This window comes from Stenotrophomonas maltophilia group sp. msm4 (assembly GCF_032025605.1).
GTDB classification, from domain to species: domain Bacteria; phylum Pseudomonadota; class Gammaproteobacteria; order Xanthomonadales; family Xanthomonadaceae; genus Stenotrophomonas; species Stenotrophomonas sepilia.
Genome location: NZ_JAVSKK010000001.1, coordinates 1,478,878 through 1,493,081 on the forward strand (window position 1 = coordinate 1,478,878; position 14,204 = coordinate 1,493,081).

At 67.3% G+C, this 14,204-nt stretch carries 16 protein-coding genes; 9 read left to right on the forward strand and 7 right to left on the reverse strand.

What is annotated here, in order from left to right; translation table 11 throughout:
• Nucleotides 1-106: 106 nt before the first annotated feature.
• The gene (locus tag ROV93_RS07010; protein WP_032129991.1) at nt 107-418 is read right to left on the reverse strand and encodes a DUF3817 domain-containing protein; all 312 of its coding nucleotides are present in this window, start codon (nt 416-418) and stop codon (nt 107-109) included.
• A gap of 130 nt (nt 419-548) precedes the next feature.
• Entirely contained in the window at nt 549-1,484 is a 936-nt protein-coding gene (locus tag ROV93_RS07015) for a TIGR03571 family LLM class oxidoreductase (RefSeq protein WP_069138339.1), read from the reverse strand.
• A gap of 66 nt (nt 1,485-1,550) precedes the next feature.
• On the opposite strand from ROV93_RS07015, the gene ROV93_RS07020 reads away from it, so the two are divergent.
• From ROV93_RS07020 to ROV93_RS07040, 5 genes are all read left to right on the forward strand, one after another.
• On the forward strand, nt 1,551-2,000 hold the full coding sequence (locus tag ROV93_RS07020) for a GNAT family N-acetyltransferase (protein WP_072167530.1): 450 nt from the start codon (nt 1,551-1,553) through the stop codon (nt 1,998-2,000).
• A gap of 120 nt (nt 2,001-2,120) precedes the next feature.
• Entirely contained in the window at nt 2,121-3,641 is a 1,521-nt protein-coding gene (locus ROV93_RS07025; RefSeq protein WP_312539439.1) for a thioredoxin family protein, read from the forward strand.
• A gap of 180 nt (nt 3,642-3,821) precedes the next feature.
• Entirely contained in the window at nt 3,822-4,451 is a 630-nt protein-coding gene (locus ROV93_RS07030) for a superoxide dismutase (RefSeq protein WP_072167528.1), read from the forward strand.
• Nucleotides 4,448-5,026, forward strand: coding sequence for a flavin reductase family protein (locus ROV93_RS07035; RefSeq protein ID WP_072167527.1), 579 nt, complete (start codon nt 4,448-4,450; stop codon nt 5,024-5,026). Before ROV93_RS07030 ends, ROV93_RS07035 begins: the two co-directional genes overlap by 4 nt.
• A complete protein-coding gene (locus ROV93_RS07040; protein ID WP_072167526.1) occupies nt 5,023-5,358 on the forward strand; it encodes a tetratricopeptide repeat protein in 336 nt (111 codons plus the stop codon). The genes ROV93_RS07035 and ROV93_RS07040 overlap by 4 nt, the downstream gene beginning before the upstream one ends.
• A 5-nt stretch (nt 5,359-5,363) precedes the next feature.
• Here ROV93_RS07040 and ROV93_RS07045 read toward each other — a convergent pair whose 3' ends face one another.
• Entirely contained in the window at nt 5,364-6,512 is a 1,149-nt protein-coding gene (locus ROV93_RS07045; RefSeq protein WP_072167525.1) for an acyl-CoA desaturase, read from the reverse strand.
• An 11-nt stretch (nt 6,513-6,523) separates the two neighbouring features.
• Nucleotides 6,524-7,594, reverse strand: coding sequence for a ferredoxin reductase (locus ROV93_RS07050; protein WP_072167524.1), 1,071 nt, complete (start codon nt 7,592-7,594; stop codon nt 6,524-6,526).
• A 92-nt stretch (nt 7,595-7,686) separates the two neighbouring features.
• Here ROV93_RS07050 and fabR point away from each other — a divergent pair, with 92 nt between their 5' ends.
• From fabR to ROV93_RS07065, 3 genes are all read left to right on the forward strand, one after another.
• Nucleotides 7,687-8,343: an HTH-type transcriptional repressor FabR gene (gene fabR / locus ROV93_RS07055; RefSeq protein WP_005416927.1), complete on the forward strand. Its 657-nt coding sequence runs from the start codon at nt 7,687-7,689 to the stop codon at nt 8,341-8,343.
• 277 nt (nt 8,344-8,620) lie between these two features.
• A complete protein-coding gene (locus ROV93_RS07060) occupies nt 8,621-10,780 on the forward strand; it encodes a TonB-dependent receptor (protein WP_072167523.1) in 2,160 nt (719 codons plus the stop codon).
• A complete protein-coding gene (locus ROV93_RS07065; RefSeq protein WP_312539016.1) occupies nt 10,770-11,318 on the forward strand; it encodes a thioredoxin-like domain-containing protein in 549 nt (182 codons plus the stop codon). The genes ROV93_RS07060 and ROV93_RS07065 overlap by 11 nt, the downstream gene beginning before the upstream one ends.
• Nucleotides 11,319-11,396: 78 nt before the next feature.
• On the opposite strand, the gene mntR is transcribed toward ROV93_RS07065, so the two are convergent.
• Nucleotides 11,397-11,861, reverse strand: a complete 465-nt coding sequence (gene mntR / locus ROV93_RS07070) for a manganese-binding transcriptional regulator MntR (protein ID WP_005416934.1) — start codon at nt 11,859-11,861, stop codon at nt 11,397-11,399.
• A gap of 116 nt (nt 11,862-11,977) precedes the next feature.
• Here mntR and ROV93_RS07075 point away from each other — a divergent pair, with 116 nt between their 5' ends.
• Nucleotides 11,978-13,309: an Nramp family divalent metal transporter gene (locus ROV93_RS07075; protein ID WP_061479854.1), complete on the forward strand. Its 1,332-nt coding sequence runs from the start codon at nt 11,978-11,980 to the stop codon at nt 13,307-13,309.
• Between the two features lie 118 nt (nt 13,310-13,427).
• Here ROV93_RS07075 and ROV93_RS07080 read toward each other — a convergent pair whose 3' ends face one another.
• Both ROV93_RS07080 and ROV93_RS07085 read right to left on the reverse strand, forming a co-directional pair.
• Entirely contained in the window at nt 13,428-13,754 is a 327-nt protein-coding gene (locus ROV93_RS07080; RefSeq protein WP_058982346.1) for a thioredoxin family protein, read from the reverse strand.
• A complete protein-coding gene (locus ROV93_RS07085) occupies nt 13,726-14,193 on the reverse strand; it encodes a flavodoxin (protein WP_080376919.1) in 468 nt (155 codons plus the stop codon). Before ROV93_RS07085 ends, ROV93_RS07080 begins: the two co-directional genes overlap by 29 nt.
• Nucleotides 14,194-14,204: the final 11 nt, after the last annotated feature.

Consider the following 14,204-nt stretch of genomic DNA (forward strand, 5'->3'; position numbering starts at 1 on the left):
CCCCACCCGGCACGACCCTGCTAAGGGCCAGATGCCACCCTTAAATGATAACGGCTCGTATTTGCATTTGATACCCATTCTCTTGAATGGGCCCGCAACAGTGGGTTCAGCGCATTGCACGCAAGCCGAGCAGGCCACGGCGCTTGAACCACCACTCCAACGGCAGCGTCACCAGCGGCGGGATCGCTGCCAGCAGGGCCAGGGCACTGGCCCACCACGGCCAGCGCAGGCGCACCGCCGCAAACAGCGTCACCGCCACATAGACCAGGAAGGCCACGCCGTGCAGCGGCCCGAACAGCTTCACCAGCGCCACGTTGGCCATTGGGCCGTATTTCATCCACATGCCGATGAGCAGGCCGGCCCAGGTCACGGCCTCGATGAAGGCGACCGCGGCGAACAGGCGTCCGGTCGGGTGCATGGGGGAACGTTGGGTCACACGGGGCTTCGGCAGCGGGGTATCAAATGCGAATGATACGCAGATGCGGACGTCCAGCACACCGGCAAGCGCAGCGTTGGCAACGATGGAGCGTCTCCACCAAGGTGGACACCTACCGGAGCATATGCGGCAGCACCTGCTCCCCGATCTCGCGCAGCACCGCGTCCATCGGCCGCCCGTTGTCGACCAGATTGAACATCACGTGCGCCACGCCCTGCCCATGCACGCGCAGCAGATAGTCACGCAGGCCATCGCGGCCGACCTTCAGGCCCAGCGGCAGCGGCTCGGGGGGCGCCTGCGGATCCGCCTGCAGATCCAGCAGCATCGACTGCACGAATGGCTTGCCTGGTCCGCCGCGCTGCGCCAGCGCCTGCTGCCACAGGCCGATGCGCCCCTCCTGCGCGGCCTCCTCACGATGATAGGTGACCCAGCCTTCGGCCTCGCGCGCGATCCACTGCAGGCTCTGCCGTGCGGTACCCACCACCAGCATCGGAACGCGGGTTGCCGGCGCCGGAAGTACGTCGAAGCCACCGGTCGCCTGCAGTACGGCGGTCCGCTCATCGGTCTCCGGTGACAGCGCCGCGCGCAGCAACGTCCAGCGCTCACGGAAGGTCGCCGCCCTGCCCTCCAGATCCTCGCCGAACGCAGCGAATTCTTCCGGGCGATCACCCGAACCCAGCCCCAGCACGAACCGCCCGCCGCTGATCCGGTCCAGGCTCAACGCCGACTTCGCCACCTGCAGCGGCTGGCGCAATGGCAGCACGATGGCCGCGCTGCCGACCACGATGCGCTCGGTCGCAGCGGCCAGCATGCCCAGCCACAGGAACGGATCGTCCAGCGCACTTGCTGTCGCGTCCGGCCCCTGCGGCACCATCAGCGGCACATCGCGCGCCCATAGCGCGGCGAAACCAAGATCGTCGGCCAACCGCGCGATGCGCCGCGCCTCATGCGGATCGGCCAGCCCCTGCGACGCCACCGGCGTCATCAGGCCCAGGCTCAAGCCCTGCCGTGGAAACAACGCAGCGTGCGCGGGATTGAAATCACTCATGCCTGCAGCTTAGCGTGCAGGCACGGGGCAGCGAGGGCGCGCAGCCCGCCACGGGAAGAACACTGCATGCCGACGATCCGCCCTGCCCGCGTCGATGACCTGCCTGCGATCAGCGCGGTGTGCCTGGCCGCGTTCACTGCGGCGGTGGCGCCCTCGCTCAGCGCAGCCGGCATCGCCACGTTCGGCAATGTCGCCGCCGCCGATGCGTTCGGTGAACGCCTGGACGGCGACAACCATATCCTGGTGGCCGAGCAGGACGGCCGTATCGTCGGCATGGTCGAGTTGAAGGAAGGTCGCCACCTGGCGATGCTGTTCGTTGATCCCGCCTGCCAGGGAAAGGGCATCGGCCATGCACTGTTCGAGGCGGTGCTGCCGCAGGTACGCGAGCCGGTCCTGACCGTACGCGCATCGCTCAATGCTGTGCCGACCTATCTGCGCTATGGCTTCGTGGTTGACGGTGAGGCCGGCGAGTTCAACGGACTGGTCTACCAGCAGATGATGCGGGCAGCCGCCTGAAGGCACGGCCCCCGGCAATGCCCGGGGGGCGTCATGCCTCGCCGCATGCCCGTCATAAGCAAACTGAATCAGCGGGTTCCCTGCGCGTTCCTACAATGCCCTGTCACCTTGCCCTTCGAGATGCTGCCGATGCGCGTCGCGCTTTCCATGTTGCTGCTGGCTTCGGCGCTGAGCGCCTGCACCCCGGCCCCGGTTTCCACCGCCAACTCCGCCGAGGCACCTGCGCCGGCCAAGGGAATCGCGTGGCGCCAGGGTGACGTCGATGATGCCTTCGCCGAAGCCGCCGACAGCGGCAAGCCGGTGCTGCTGTACTGGGGCGCGGTCTGGTGCCCGCCGTGCAACCAGCTCAAGGCCGGCCTGTTCAAGGACCCGGCCTTCATCGCCTTGACCGGCAAGTTCGTGCCGGTCTACCTGGATGGCGACGAGGAAGGTGCGCAGGCCTGGGGCGAACGCTTCGGGGTGCGCGGCTACCCGACCCTGATCGTGCTGGACCCACAGCGCAATGAACTTACCCGCGTGGCCGGTGGCAACGACGCCGCCGAACTGACCCGGGCATTGACCGTCGCGGCCGGGCGCCGCAGTGCAATCGCTGCCACCCTGGCTACCGCCCTGGCCACGCCGGAGAAGTTGGCTGCCGAAGACTGGCAGGTACTGGGCGACTACGGCTGGGAAGTCGACGCCAACCGTCTGGCTGGCGGGCGCAGGGGCCAGGATGTACTGCGCCAGCTGTCCAAGGCCGCACCCGACGCGGCGCTGCAACGCCGCTTCGCCCTGCTGGCCCTGGCCACCGCCGACACGCCCGCCAGCTCGCCTACCGAAGTACGCGAGCTGCTGCAGGCCGTGCTGGCGCAGCCGGCCGAAGTCCGCCGCAACCGTGAGTTGCTGGGCTATGCAGGCGCACAGTTGGTCACGCAAGCCAGTACTGGGCCGGCCACCCGCAACACGCTGGGCCAGCAGCTGCTGGTCGCGCTGGAACGCGCAGATGCCGAGCGCGGCGACCGCGCCGACGACGCATTGTCGCGGGCGCTGATCGAAGTATCGCTTGCCCGCCAGCAGCAACTGAAGGGCGCACTGCCCGCGGCCCTGGTCGACCGGGTCAAGCAGCGCGTGGCCGCTGCCGATGCAGCCGCCACCGATGCGCATGCGCGCCAGGCAACGATCAGCAGCGCGGCGCACGCATTGCGCGAGGTCGGTGACGACGCCGGTGCCGAGGCGTTGTTGCTGGCGGAACTGAAGCGCAGCGAGCAGCCCTACTACTACATGCCCGAGCTGGCCGAACTGGCCGAGCAGCGCGGCGACACTGCCGGTGCGCTGGAGTGGTTGAAGCGTGCCTACGACGGTGCGCAGGGCCCGGCCACCCGCGTGCAATGGGGCGTGCTGTACGTGGAAGGGTTGCTGACGCTGGCGCCGAACGACGCGCCGCGCATCGAGCAGGCCACCGCCTCGCTGATCGCCGAACTGGAGGCGCAGCCGTCGGGTTACCACCAGCGCACCCGCCAGCGTTTCGAGCGCCTGGCCGGGCAGCTGAAGGCGTGGAGCGGGAAGCACCAGGGTGCCGAGACGCTGGCGCGGTTGCAGCAGAGGATGCAGCAGGCGTGCGGTGAACAGGTGGATGGCGCGTGCAAGGACTGGTTGAGTTGAGGTAGTGAAAGGTAGTGCCGGCCGCTGGCCGGCAATCAGGGCGGGTCGGGTTGCCGGCCAGCGGCCCACTACCATGCCTCGATGTCCATCGCTTCTGCCCTTGACCTCAACCAATGTTGAGGTGCGATAACGATCTCCCCACGGCCAGCCCCTCTGGCCTTCCCCACGGAGATTGCTTCGATGTCGTACTCGCTTCCCCCGCTCCCCTACGCCTATGACGCCCTCGAGCCGCACTTCGATGCGCGCACGATGCAGATCCACCACAGCAAGCACCACCACACCTACGTCAACAACCTCAATGCCGCCATCGAGCAGGCCGGCATCGCCGAGCAACCGGTCGAGGCGCTGATCGCCAACCTCGATGCCGTGCCCGAGGCGCAGCGTGGCGCGGTGCGCAACAACGGCGGTGGCCACGCCAACCACAGCCTGTTCTGGACCGTGCTCAGCCCCAGCGGTGGTGCACCCGATCATGAACTGGCCGCCGCCATCGACCGTGACCTTGGCGGCTTCGATGCGTTCAAGGATGCCTTCAGCAAGGCCGCGCAGACCCGCTTCGGCAGTGGCTGGGCCTGGCTGACCAGCGATCGCGATGGCCGCCTGCAGGTGGAAAGCAGCGCCAACCAGGACAGCCCGCTGATGGGTGCAGCCGTCGGCCTGTCCGGCAACACCCCGATCCTGGCACTGGATGTCTGGGAACACGCCTACTACCTGCACTACCAGAACCGTCGCCCGGACTACATTGGCGCGTTCTTCAACATCATCAACTGGGCCGAGGTCGGCCGGCGCTACCGCCAGGCCCGGGCCTCATGAGCGGCGAGACACTGCCCTACGCCGGGCCGTGGGCGGGGGTGTTCCCCGCCCCGGCCCCGGTGCCATCGGTCGAGATGCCGCCGCGTGCCCTGCGGCGGCTGCTCGGCCATTTCCCGACCGGCGTGGTCATCGTCTGCGCGCGCGATGCACAGGGCAAGCCGGTCGGCCTGACCATCAACTCGTTCGTACCGGTCTCACTGCAGCCCCCTTTGGTGCTGTGGGACCTGGCGTTGCACGCTCAGAGCCTGTCCACCTTCCAGCGTGCCACACGCTTTGCGCTCAGCGTGCTGGCGGCCGACCAGGAGGCACTGGCCCGGCGCTTTGCCGATCCGCAGGTGCGCAACCGCTTCGACGGCCTGGCATTGCTGGATGACGACGAGGACGCCCCACCGCGCATCGCCGGTGCGGTCGCCCATCTCACCTGTACCCGCCACGCGCAGTGGCCGGTAGGCGATCACCTGCTGCTGGCCGGCCGCATCATCGAAGTGCAGGAGAATGGCGGCGCGCCGCTGCTGTTCCATCGCGGCCGCTTCCAGCCCGGCCCGGCCGAACTGCTGGTGGAGGTGCGCGGATGAACATCGAAGCTCTGGAATGCATGCTTGCCGCAGGCAAGGACGGCGCGCTGCTGCGCTTCGGCCTGGGCAAGGGCTGGCTGGATGCCGGCAACCCGGTACGCGCGGCAACCCACCTGGGCCGCTGCGTGGTGCTTGATCCGCATTACTCGGCAGCCTGGAAGCTGCTGGGCAAAGCCTGGCTGGCCAGTGGCCAGCCACAGGCGGCCCGTGAGGCATGGCAGCGCGGCTTGAGCGTGGCCGGCAGCAAGGGCGACCAGCAGGCGCGCAAGGAAATGCAGGTGTTCCTGCGACGCCTGGACCGCGAGCAGGCCGCCCTGGCGAAGGCGGGCTGAGTCGATCAGCCCGCGTTGGCCGATGCCGGTGCGGACATGATGTCCGGCATCGGCAGGCGGCGCGGCTTGCTCGGGAATGCGTGGCGCAGGATGCGCCAGACCACCTGGCCGAACTGGCGCGGCAGCGAGCCGTTGTTGTAGTGCTGGCCGTAGCGGCGGCAGATGTCCTTCACTTCCTTGGCGATGGCCGCATAGCGGTTGGCCGGCAGATCCGGGTAGAAATGGTGCTCGATCTGGTGGCTGAGGTTGCCCGACAGCACGTTGATCAGGAAGCCGCCGCTGATGTTGGACGAACCGCGCAGCTGGCGCAGGTACCAGTGGCCGCGCGACTCATTGCGCAGGCACTCCTTGGGGAAGGTTTCCGATTCGGCGGTGAAGTGCCCGCAGAAGATGATCACGTAGGTCCAGATGTTGCGCAGGCCGTTGGCAACCAGGTTGCCCAGCATCACGGTGAGGAAGAACGGACCCGCCAGCAGCGGGAAGAACACGTAGTCCTTCAGCACCTGGCGGGCCATTTTCCGCGCCACCGGGCGGGTCTGCATCCACATCGCACGGCCGCTGATGCGGCCCTTCAGCCACCGGCCCAGGCGCAGGTCCTGCGCGGCCACGCCCCACTGGAACAGCAGTGCGAAGATCGGCGCGATGATCGGCTGCAGCAGGTAGAACGGCTTCCAGCGCTGTTCCGGGAAGATCCGCAGCAGGCCATAGCCGATGTCATCGTCCATGCCTCGCACGTTGGTGTAGGTGTGGTGGCGGAAATTGTGGGTCTTGCGCCAGTTGTCGGCGGTGGCAACGATGTCCCACTCGTAGGTGTTGCCATTGAGCTTGGGATCACCGGTCCAGTCGAACTGGCCGTGCATCACGTTGTGGCCCAGCTCCATGTTCTCCAGGATCTTCGACAGCGCCAGCAGCAGCGTGCCGGTGATCGCGGCCGGCCACAGCAGCGGCATCCAGAACAGCGGCGAAAATGCCGCCAGGAACAGCAGGCCACGGCCACCCACGCCGAACCAGCGCACGGCGGCGGCCACGCGGCGGATGTAGCGGGTATCGGACGCGCCGAGGCTGCCGATCACACGGTCGCGGATCGCGTCGAGTTCCTCACCGAAGGCATGCATCTCGGCAGTACTCAGGGCACGGTCGGTGGCGCGGGTCATGGCAGGCGTCCTCAGAGATCCAGGGTCAGGTCGGTGGTCGGTGCGCTCACGCAGATCCGTACCGGTTGTGCCGATTCGGACTGCAGGTCGCCGGTGCGCAGGTGGCGGGTGGCACCACTGACGCGGTCACAGCTGCAGGTGTTGCAGATGCCCATGCGGCAGCCATGCTTGGGCTTGATGCCATGGGCTTCGAGGCTTTCCAGCAACGAGCGGCCGCGCGGCACGCTCAGCTGGCGGCCACTGCGGGCAAGGGTCAGCGACACTTCGCCTTCGCTGCTGGCGTCACGCAACGGCGCCGGCGGAGTGAATGCTTCCGCCTGGAAACCCGCAACCTGGTGCGCCAGGCGTTCGCGCGCAGCGGCAACGAATCCATCCGGGCCACAGGCCAGTACGTGGCGCTGCGCCAACGGGGTATCATCGCCGGCCACCTGCAGATCGTGGGTATCGATGCGTGCGGCAGGCACATCACCTTCGCGGGTGGTCAGCAGGTTCACACGCAGGTTCGGCTGGCGCGCGGCCAGTGCCTGCAGCTCATCGCGGAACTGCAGCTGGGCGGCACTGCGCTCCCAGTAGAACAGGTCCACCGGCGCGGCCAGCGGGCGCTGGCAGGCTTCGCGCAGCAGGCTGCGCATCGGCGTGATGCCACTACCGGCCGCCAGCAGCAATACCGGAGCCGCGGCCGGCAGCTGGAATTCTCCGAACGCAGCCTCCAGGCGGAACAGCTCGCCCGGCTGCGCATGGTTGACCAGATGCTGGCTGACCCGGCCGCCCTCGACCGCCTTGACGGTGATCGCCAGTTCGCGCGGTCCCAGCGCAGTGGGGCTGTAGCTGCGCTGCCACAGGCGTCCTTCAATCTCCACGCCCAGGGTGACGTGCTGGCCCGCGCGCATGCCGGCCCAGTGCCGGTTGGTGCGCAGGACCAGGGTCGCCGCGCCCTCGCCGGCCGGCTCGCGCCGGACCAGGCGGGCCACCGGCTCACGCAGGGTCCACAGGGGATTGAGCTGGCCCGCCCAGAAATCGAACAGCGACGGCGAGACCCAGCGGTACGGAGAGAACAGGGATGGACGGACGACAGCGCTCATACGCGCACTATACGGGCGCACATACATCTGTGTATACATGTGTATATTGAACCGGATTGGGTATGATTCAGCCTCGCCCCACCGGAACCGCCATGGCCGCCGCCACCGTCTTGTCGACGCCTGAAGATGCCAACAGCCCGGCCCGCCGTACGGTGAGCCGCGAGGATCTGCTGGCCGCCGCCCTGAAACTGATCGGGCCGCACCGCAGCCTGTCCACGCTCAGCCTGCGCGAAGTGGCACGCGAGGCCGGCATCGCGCCGAACAGCTTCTACCGGCAGTTCCGCGACATGGACGAACTGGCCGTAGCGCTGATCGACGCAGCCGGCCGCTCGCTGCGCACCATCATCGGCGAGGCCCGCCAGCGCGCCACCTCCACCGCCACCAGCGTGGTGCGGGTTTCGGTGGAGACCTTCATGGAACAGCTGCGCGCCGACGACAAGCTGCTGCACGTGCTGTTGCGCGAAGGCGCGGTCGGCTCGGACGACTTCAAGCACGCAGTCGAACGCGAGCTGCATTATTTCGAGGAAGAGCTGCAGCACGACCTGGTGCGCCTGGCCGCACTGGATGGCGCCGTACTGCATGCCCCCGAACTGGTGGCCAAGGCCATCACCCGGCTGGTGTTCGCGATGGGTGCCACCGCCATGGACCTGCCTCCGGAGAAGGATCCGGAGCTGGTCGAACAGATCTCCACGATGATCCGCATGATCATCGTCGGCGCCCGCACGCCCGCCGCATTCCGCCGCGGCTGACGATCCGCTCCCGGGGCAGATCCCTTTCCAAAGGAAAGGGCTCTGACCCCGTCCCCACTGCCCCCACGACTATTCCATCCTCCGCCTATGACCAGCGGCAGGGTGGTCGCTGTCAGTTGTAATGTTATAACACCTGCATGATCTGATTCGACCGGCGCTCCACCCGAAATTGCTGCGGCTTCGTTATATAGCACTTGCTATATTCATAAGTCATTGCTTTCATATGCGTCAGCCAGGTCGCCCTCGCCGCCTTTCTTCCCACAAGGACGACGCCCTCATGCGCTCTATCCCCCACCGCTTCCGACGGTTGCCGCTGGCCGCCGCCATTGCACTGACCCTGCCGCTGCCTGCACTGGCCGACACTCCGAAACCGACCGAACTGGACCGTGTGCAGGTCAAGGTCAGCACCGCCACGCGCAGCGAACGCCTGTTGTCGGACGTGCCGATCCGCACCGAAGTGCTGCGCAAGGAAGACATTGCGCTGCGCGCGGCCACCGACTTCTCGCGCGCCGCCGAGTTGATCAACGGCCTGCGCGTGGAGAGCAACTGCCAGAACTGCAACACCAGCGAAGTACAGCTGCTGGGCCTGCCCGGCGCCTACAACCAGCTCCTGTTCGATGGCATTCCGCTGCTGTCCACGCTGGGCAGCGTGTACGGTCTGGAGCAGATCCCGGCCGGGTTCGTCGACCGCATCGAAGTGGTCAAGGGCGGCGGCTCGGCGCTGTACGGACCGGGCGCAGTTGCCGGTGTGATCAACCTGATTCCGCCGCTGCCGGCGCGCAGCGGTGGCCACGTGCAGGCCGGCGTGGATGTGCTGAAGGGTACGCCGCAGAAGAACGCCGACGTTCGACTGGACCTGGTCGCCAAGGACGCAGACGCCGGCCTGTCGGTGATTGCCCAGCGCAACTGGAACAGCGGCATCGACTACAACGGTGACGGCTACACCGAGATCACCCGCAAGAACCTCAAGGTCGGCGGGCTGCAGGCCTGGTACGCGCCCACGCCGGGCACGCGGCTGCGCCTGGACCTGCAGGTGACCGATGAAACCCGCCGCGGCGGCAACCGCCTGGACCAGCCAGAGTACCTGGCCAACATCGCCGAATCGCTGGATACGAAATACCGCCGCGGCAGCGTGTCGTGGGACCAGGAGATCACTGCCGACGTCGATTTCCGCCTGGCCTATGCCTTCGCCGACATCGACCGCGACAGCTTTTATGGTGGCCTGGGCGACGTGGTCACCGATCCCTCGGCGCCCGGCTATGACCCGTTGCAGCTGGACCGCAACGTGGCCGGCAGCGCGGCCTCGCGTTCGTGGCGCCAGTACGGCCGCACCCACAACCCGCTGCACTACATCGACAGCCAGTTGAACTGGCGCCGCGGCGCGCATGCGCTGGCCTTCGGTGTGCAGTACAAGCACGAGGCGCTGCGCGACGACAACCGCACCGGTGACGGGCAGCGTCTCGCGGTGCTGGAGGATGCGACCTTCCACAACCTGGGCGCCTTCATCCAGGACGAGTGGAGCCTGCGCGACAACGTCGACCTGGTACTGGGCGCACGCGTGGACAAGAGCTCGGAGCTGGACAGCGCGGTGTTCTCGCCGCGCATCGCGCTGGCCTGGCAGGCCACTCCGAACCTGAAATGGCGGGCGGGCGTCGCCACCGGTTTCCGTGCACCGGAGATTTTCGTCGAGGACGTACATGTCGATACCCTCGGTGGCGAGCAGGTGCGCGTGCGCAACACCGATGGCCTGAAAGAGGAACGCGCGTTGACCACCCTGTTCGGCTTCGACTGGCGTTCGGACCCGGCCAATCCGGTGTGGAGCTGGGATGCCACCGCCTCCCATGCACGCATCCGCGACACCTTCGCGCTGGGCGAGATCCAGCGCGGCGATGACGGCCAGCTGAGCCAGCTGCGCTACAACGCCTCCGGCTCGAACGTGCTGGGTGCGGAAACCAACCTCGGCTGGCAGCCGTCGCCGCAATGGCGCCTGACCGCCGGTGCCTCGTGGTACCGCTCGCGCTTCCGCGAACCGCAGCGCATCTTCGACGACACTGGCGACGGTGGCGATACCATCATCGAAAGCCGCGACTACCTGAAGACACCACGCTGGACCGGCCTGGCGCAGCTCAGCTGGATGCCTGCCGAACCGTGGGAAACCTTCGTCGCGCTGCGCCATACCGGGCCGATGTCGGTGCTGAACAACCGGCTGGGCGAGCTGCACCGCACGCGGTCATTCCTGGTCACCGACCTCGGAGCGCGCTGGCACCGCCATCTGGGCACGCAGGCGCAGCAGGAAGTGTCGGTGGCCGCGGGCGTCAAGAACGTGTTCGATCAGCGCCAGAAAGATCTGGAAGTGGGCGCGCTGCGTGACAGCGACTATGTCTACGGGCCGCGCTTTGCACGTTCGTGGTACGTCAACCTGCGCTATGCGTTCTGAAGCTCTGCGAGCGTTGGTGCTGGCCTGTGCCGTGCTGCTGGCCGCACCGGCGATGGCTGCGGACCTGCACGCGCAGGTTTCGGCCTCGCTGATGCGGCCGGAGCAGCGATCGCTACGGCCGATGCAGTGGTCGTCGCCGCCGAAACTGGTGGCGCTGTACTTCGGCGCCGACTGGTGTGCACCGTGCCATGCCTTCGTACCCACGCTGCGCAGCGTGCGTGATGCCCTGCGCCAAGCCGGCGCCGATACCGAAGTGGTGTACGTCAGCCAGGATGAGAGCGAGAGCGCGCTTCGCCGCTACATGCACGCGCAGGACATGCCGTGGCCGGTGCTGGACCCGCGCCGCGCCGCGCGCATGCCGGCACTGCAGGCATTGGCCGGATTGGCACCACCGAACCTGGTGCTGATCGATGCGGATGGGAAGGTGCTGGCCAACGGATGGCAGGGCCGGCGCTATGAAGGCCTGCAGCCGGTGTTGAAGGAAGGGACGAGACGCGCGTGCGCGCAGCAGCAGGCGCGCTGCCCGCCTGGATTGTAGATCCACGCCATGCGTAGATGCTCCCTGTCATCGCGCGAACAGCAGCCGAGCATGGCTCGGCTCTACAGGAAACGTGGCTCAGCCGCCCTCGGCCCTGCGCACGAATGCCTCGAACAGAGCCAGTGTCTGTTCGCTGACATGGTGCTCGATGCCCTCCGCATCGCGCCGCGCGGTATCTGCGTCCACCCCCAGCGCCAGCAGGAAACGCTCCACGGTCTGGTGGCGTTGGCGGCTGGCATGGGCCAGCGCCTCACCTTCCGGGGTCAGGAACACGCCACGGTACGGCCGCTGCACCACCCAACCATCACGGGCCAGGCGCCGCAGCATCTTCGCCACCGTAGGCTGGGCCACGCCCAGACGCGTCGCGATGTCGACCTGGCGGGCCTCGCCGCCGTCGGCCAGCAGGTCCGAGATCAGCTCGACATAGTCCTCCACCAGCTCCATCCGGTGCGCCTCGCGCACTTGCCGGAAGCTCTCGACCTGGCGCTCGGCCTCGATCAAGGGGGTGCTCTTCAGCGATGTCGAATCGTCGGTCTTGCCCACGCCTGCGCCTGTCCTTCCGGGGTGATCCGGTGTTGAACCTGAATTCTGGACCAGTAAAGCGATAAAGACGATTGTTTCACATTGCTAATGACTATAGCAGGAGCTATATTCGGGCCATGAACACCCTGGCGCCCCGCGACCCTTCGGCCTCCACTCCGGCCAGCCTGGGCGCGCTCAACGCCTCGGTGGCGGTACCCGACAAGGGTCACTGGTGGTTCCGCCTGCTGGCCTTCCTCGGCCCGGGCTACATGATCTCGGTCGGCTACATGGACCCGGGCAACTGGGCCACCGACCTCGCCGGTGGTTCGCGCTTCGGCTACCTGCTGCTGTCGGTCATCCTCATTTCCAACCTGATGGCGGTGATCCTGCAGGCGCTGTCGGCACGGCTCGGCATCGCCACCGGCATGGACCTCGCGCAGGCCTGCCGCGCCCGCTACCCGAAGCCGGTGAACCTGGCACTTTGGGCGCTTTGCGAGGCGGCGATCATCGCCTGCGACCTGGCCGAGGTGATCGGCACCGCGATCGCACTGAAACTGCTGTTCGACCTGCCACTGCTCTGGGGTGCGGTGATCACTGCGCTGGATACGCTGCTGGTTCTGCTGCTGATGAACCGCGGCTTCCGTGCGCTCGAAGCCTTCGTGATCGCGCTGCTGATGGTGATCTTCGCCTGCTTCGTGGTGCAGATCGCGATGGCTGCCCCGCCAGTGATGGCGGTGCTGGGCGGATTCATTCCGCGCGCACAGGTAGTGACCGATCCGAACGCGCTGTACATTGCGATCGGCATCATCGGTGCCACGGTGATGCCGCATAACCTGTACCTGCATTCGTCCATCGTGCAGACCCGCGCCTACCCGCGCACGGATGAAGGCCGCCGCAGCGCGCTGCGCTGGGCGGTCACCGACAGCACCCTCGCGTTGACACTCGCATTGTTCATCAACGCCAGCATCCTGATCCTGGCGGCGGCGGTGTTCCATGCCAATGGCCGATTCGACGTGGAAGACATCGAGCAGGCCCACCAGCTGCTGGCGCCGATGCTGGGCGTGGGTGCGGCGGCGACCTTGTTCGCGGTGGCGCTGCTGGCGTCAGGCCTGAATTCGACAGTCACCGCGACGCTGGCCGGCCAGATCGTGATGGAAGGCTTCCTGCACCTGCGAATGCCGCCATGGCTGCGACGGCTGATCACACGTGCGCTGGCGATCATTCCGGTGGTGGTGGTGATCCTGCTGTTCGGCGACCAGGGCGCGGTGAAGCTGCTGGTGCTGAGCCAGGTGGTGCTGTCGATGCAGCTGCCGTTCGCGATCATCCCGCTGGTGCGGATCGTGACCGACAAGGTGACGATGGGCGCGCTGGTGGCCCCGCGCTGGCTGGGCGCGATCGCCTGGGTGATCGCGCTGGTGATTGTGGTGCTGAATGTGAAGCTGCTGGTGGATACCTTCAGCGGAGCCTGACGCCAAACCACGGACCCTGCCCCGGTAGATCCACGCCATGCGTGGATGCCCTTGTAGAGTCGAGCCATGCTCGACTCATCGCTCACGGCGCGAACGGCAGCCGAGCATGGGCTCGGCTCTACAAATGCAACGCGATCGCGGCTTCGATCTGCTGCGGCGACTGGAACCCGGCCAGGCGCGTGCGCTCATCACCGTCACGGAACAGCGAGAGGGTCGGCGTCTGCCGCAGCCCCAGCTCCCTGAAGAACGCCTCACCCAGCACCTCCAGCTGCACGCGCAGCAACGTGGTGCCCTGCCCCGCGACGCTGTTGGCCACCCGGTGCAGCGACATCTCCAGCATCCGGCATCCCGGGCAGTGGTCCTTGTGGAAATCCACCAGCACCCGCGGGTGCTCGGCCAGCAGCTGCTGGAACTGCTCAGGCGTGGTGGCGTCGATGATCTGCATCGTGGTTGCTCCAGTAGTGGGCCAGGATCGCATCGGTCCAGGCGTCGATGGCTGCGGCGTGACGCTCGCCATGCGGCATCTGCTCGATCTCGAGCGGCGGATAGTCGCTGCGGAAATAGCGGATCAGCCGGTGCACGGCGCCGCAGTAGTACGCCTGCCCCCACTGCGTTTCGCCGGTACCGAACACCGCCAGCTGGCGTGGCTGCTGACCGCGCTCGGCAATGCCGGCCACCCACGCCTTCATCTCCGCTGGCGTGCGCCCGGCGTTGTCGGTCCAGCAGCCCAGCAGCACCAAGTCGGCCTCATCGGCCGCCAGCGGCGGTGCCTGGCGCAGGTCGTCGGCCTCCTGCCAGTGCACCGCATGACCTGCCGCGCGGCAGCGCTCGGCGATCTGCCGGCCGAGTTCGCGGGTGTTGCCGCTCAAGGAGGCGACCACCATCAGGATGCTCA

Bases quoted from the DNA above. Each gene is read 5' to 3' on its own strand.
- ROV93_RS07045 (WP_072167525.1), bottom strand. From the start codon at position 6,512: ATGACCCGCGCCACCGACCGTGCCCTGAGTACTGCCGAGATGCATGCC.
- ROV93_RS07050 (WP_072167524.1), bottom strand. From the start codon at position 7,594: ATGAGCGCTGTCGTCCGTCCATCCCTGTTCTCTCCGTACCGCTGGGTC.
- ROV93_RS07085 (WP_080376919.1), bottom strand. From the start codon at position 14,193: ATGGTGGTCGCCTCCTTGAGCGGCAACACCCGCGAACTCGGCCGGCAG.
- ROV93_RS07065 (WP_312539016.1), top strand. From the start codon at position 10,770: ATGCGTTCTGAAGCTCTGCGAGCGTTGGTGCTGGCCTGTGCCGTGCTG.
- ROV93_RS07020 (WP_072167530.1), top strand. From the start codon at position 1,551: ATGCCGACGATCCGCCCTGCCCGCGTCGATGACCTGCCTGCGATCAGC.
- ROV93_RS07080 (WP_058982346.1), bottom strand. From the start codon at position 13,754: ATGCAGATCATCGACGCCACCACGCCTGAGCAGTTCCAGCAGCTGCTG.
- ROV93_RS07060 (WP_072167523.1), top strand. From the start codon at position 8,621: ATGCGCTCTATCCCCCACCGCTTCCGACGGTTGCCGCTGGCCGCCGCC.
- ROV93_RS07015 (WP_069138339.1), bottom strand. From the start codon at position 1,484: ATGAGTGATTTCAATCCCGCGCACGCTGCGTTGTTTCCACGGCAGGGC.
- ROV93_RS07025 (WP_312539439.1), top strand. From the start codon at position 2,121: ATGCTGCCGATGCGCGTCGCGCTTTCCATGTTGCTGCTGGCTTCGGCG.
- ROV93_RS07030 (WP_072167528.1), top strand. From the start codon at position 3,822: ATGTCGTACTCGCTTCCCCCGCTCCCCTACGCCTATGACGCCCTCGAG.
- ROV93_RS07075 (WP_061479854.1), top strand. From the start codon at position 11,978: ATGAACACCCTGGCGCCCCGCGACCCTTCGGCCTCCACTCCGGCCAGC.
- ROV93_RS07010 (WP_032129991.1), bottom strand. From the start codon at position 418: ATGCACCCGACCGGACGCCTGTTCGCCGCGGTCGCCTTCATCGAGGCC.
- ROV93_RS07035 (WP_072167527.1), top strand. From the start codon at position 4,448: ATGAGCGGCGAGACACTGCCCTACGCCGGGCCGTGGGCGGGGGTGTTC.
- fabR (WP_005416927.1), top strand. From the start codon at position 7,687: ATGGCCGCCGCCACCGTCTTGTCGACGCCTGAAGATGCCAACAGCCCG.
- ROV93_RS07040 (WP_072167526.1), top strand. From the start codon at position 5,023: ATGAACATCGAAGCTCTGGAATGCATGCTTGCCGCAGGCAAGGACGGC.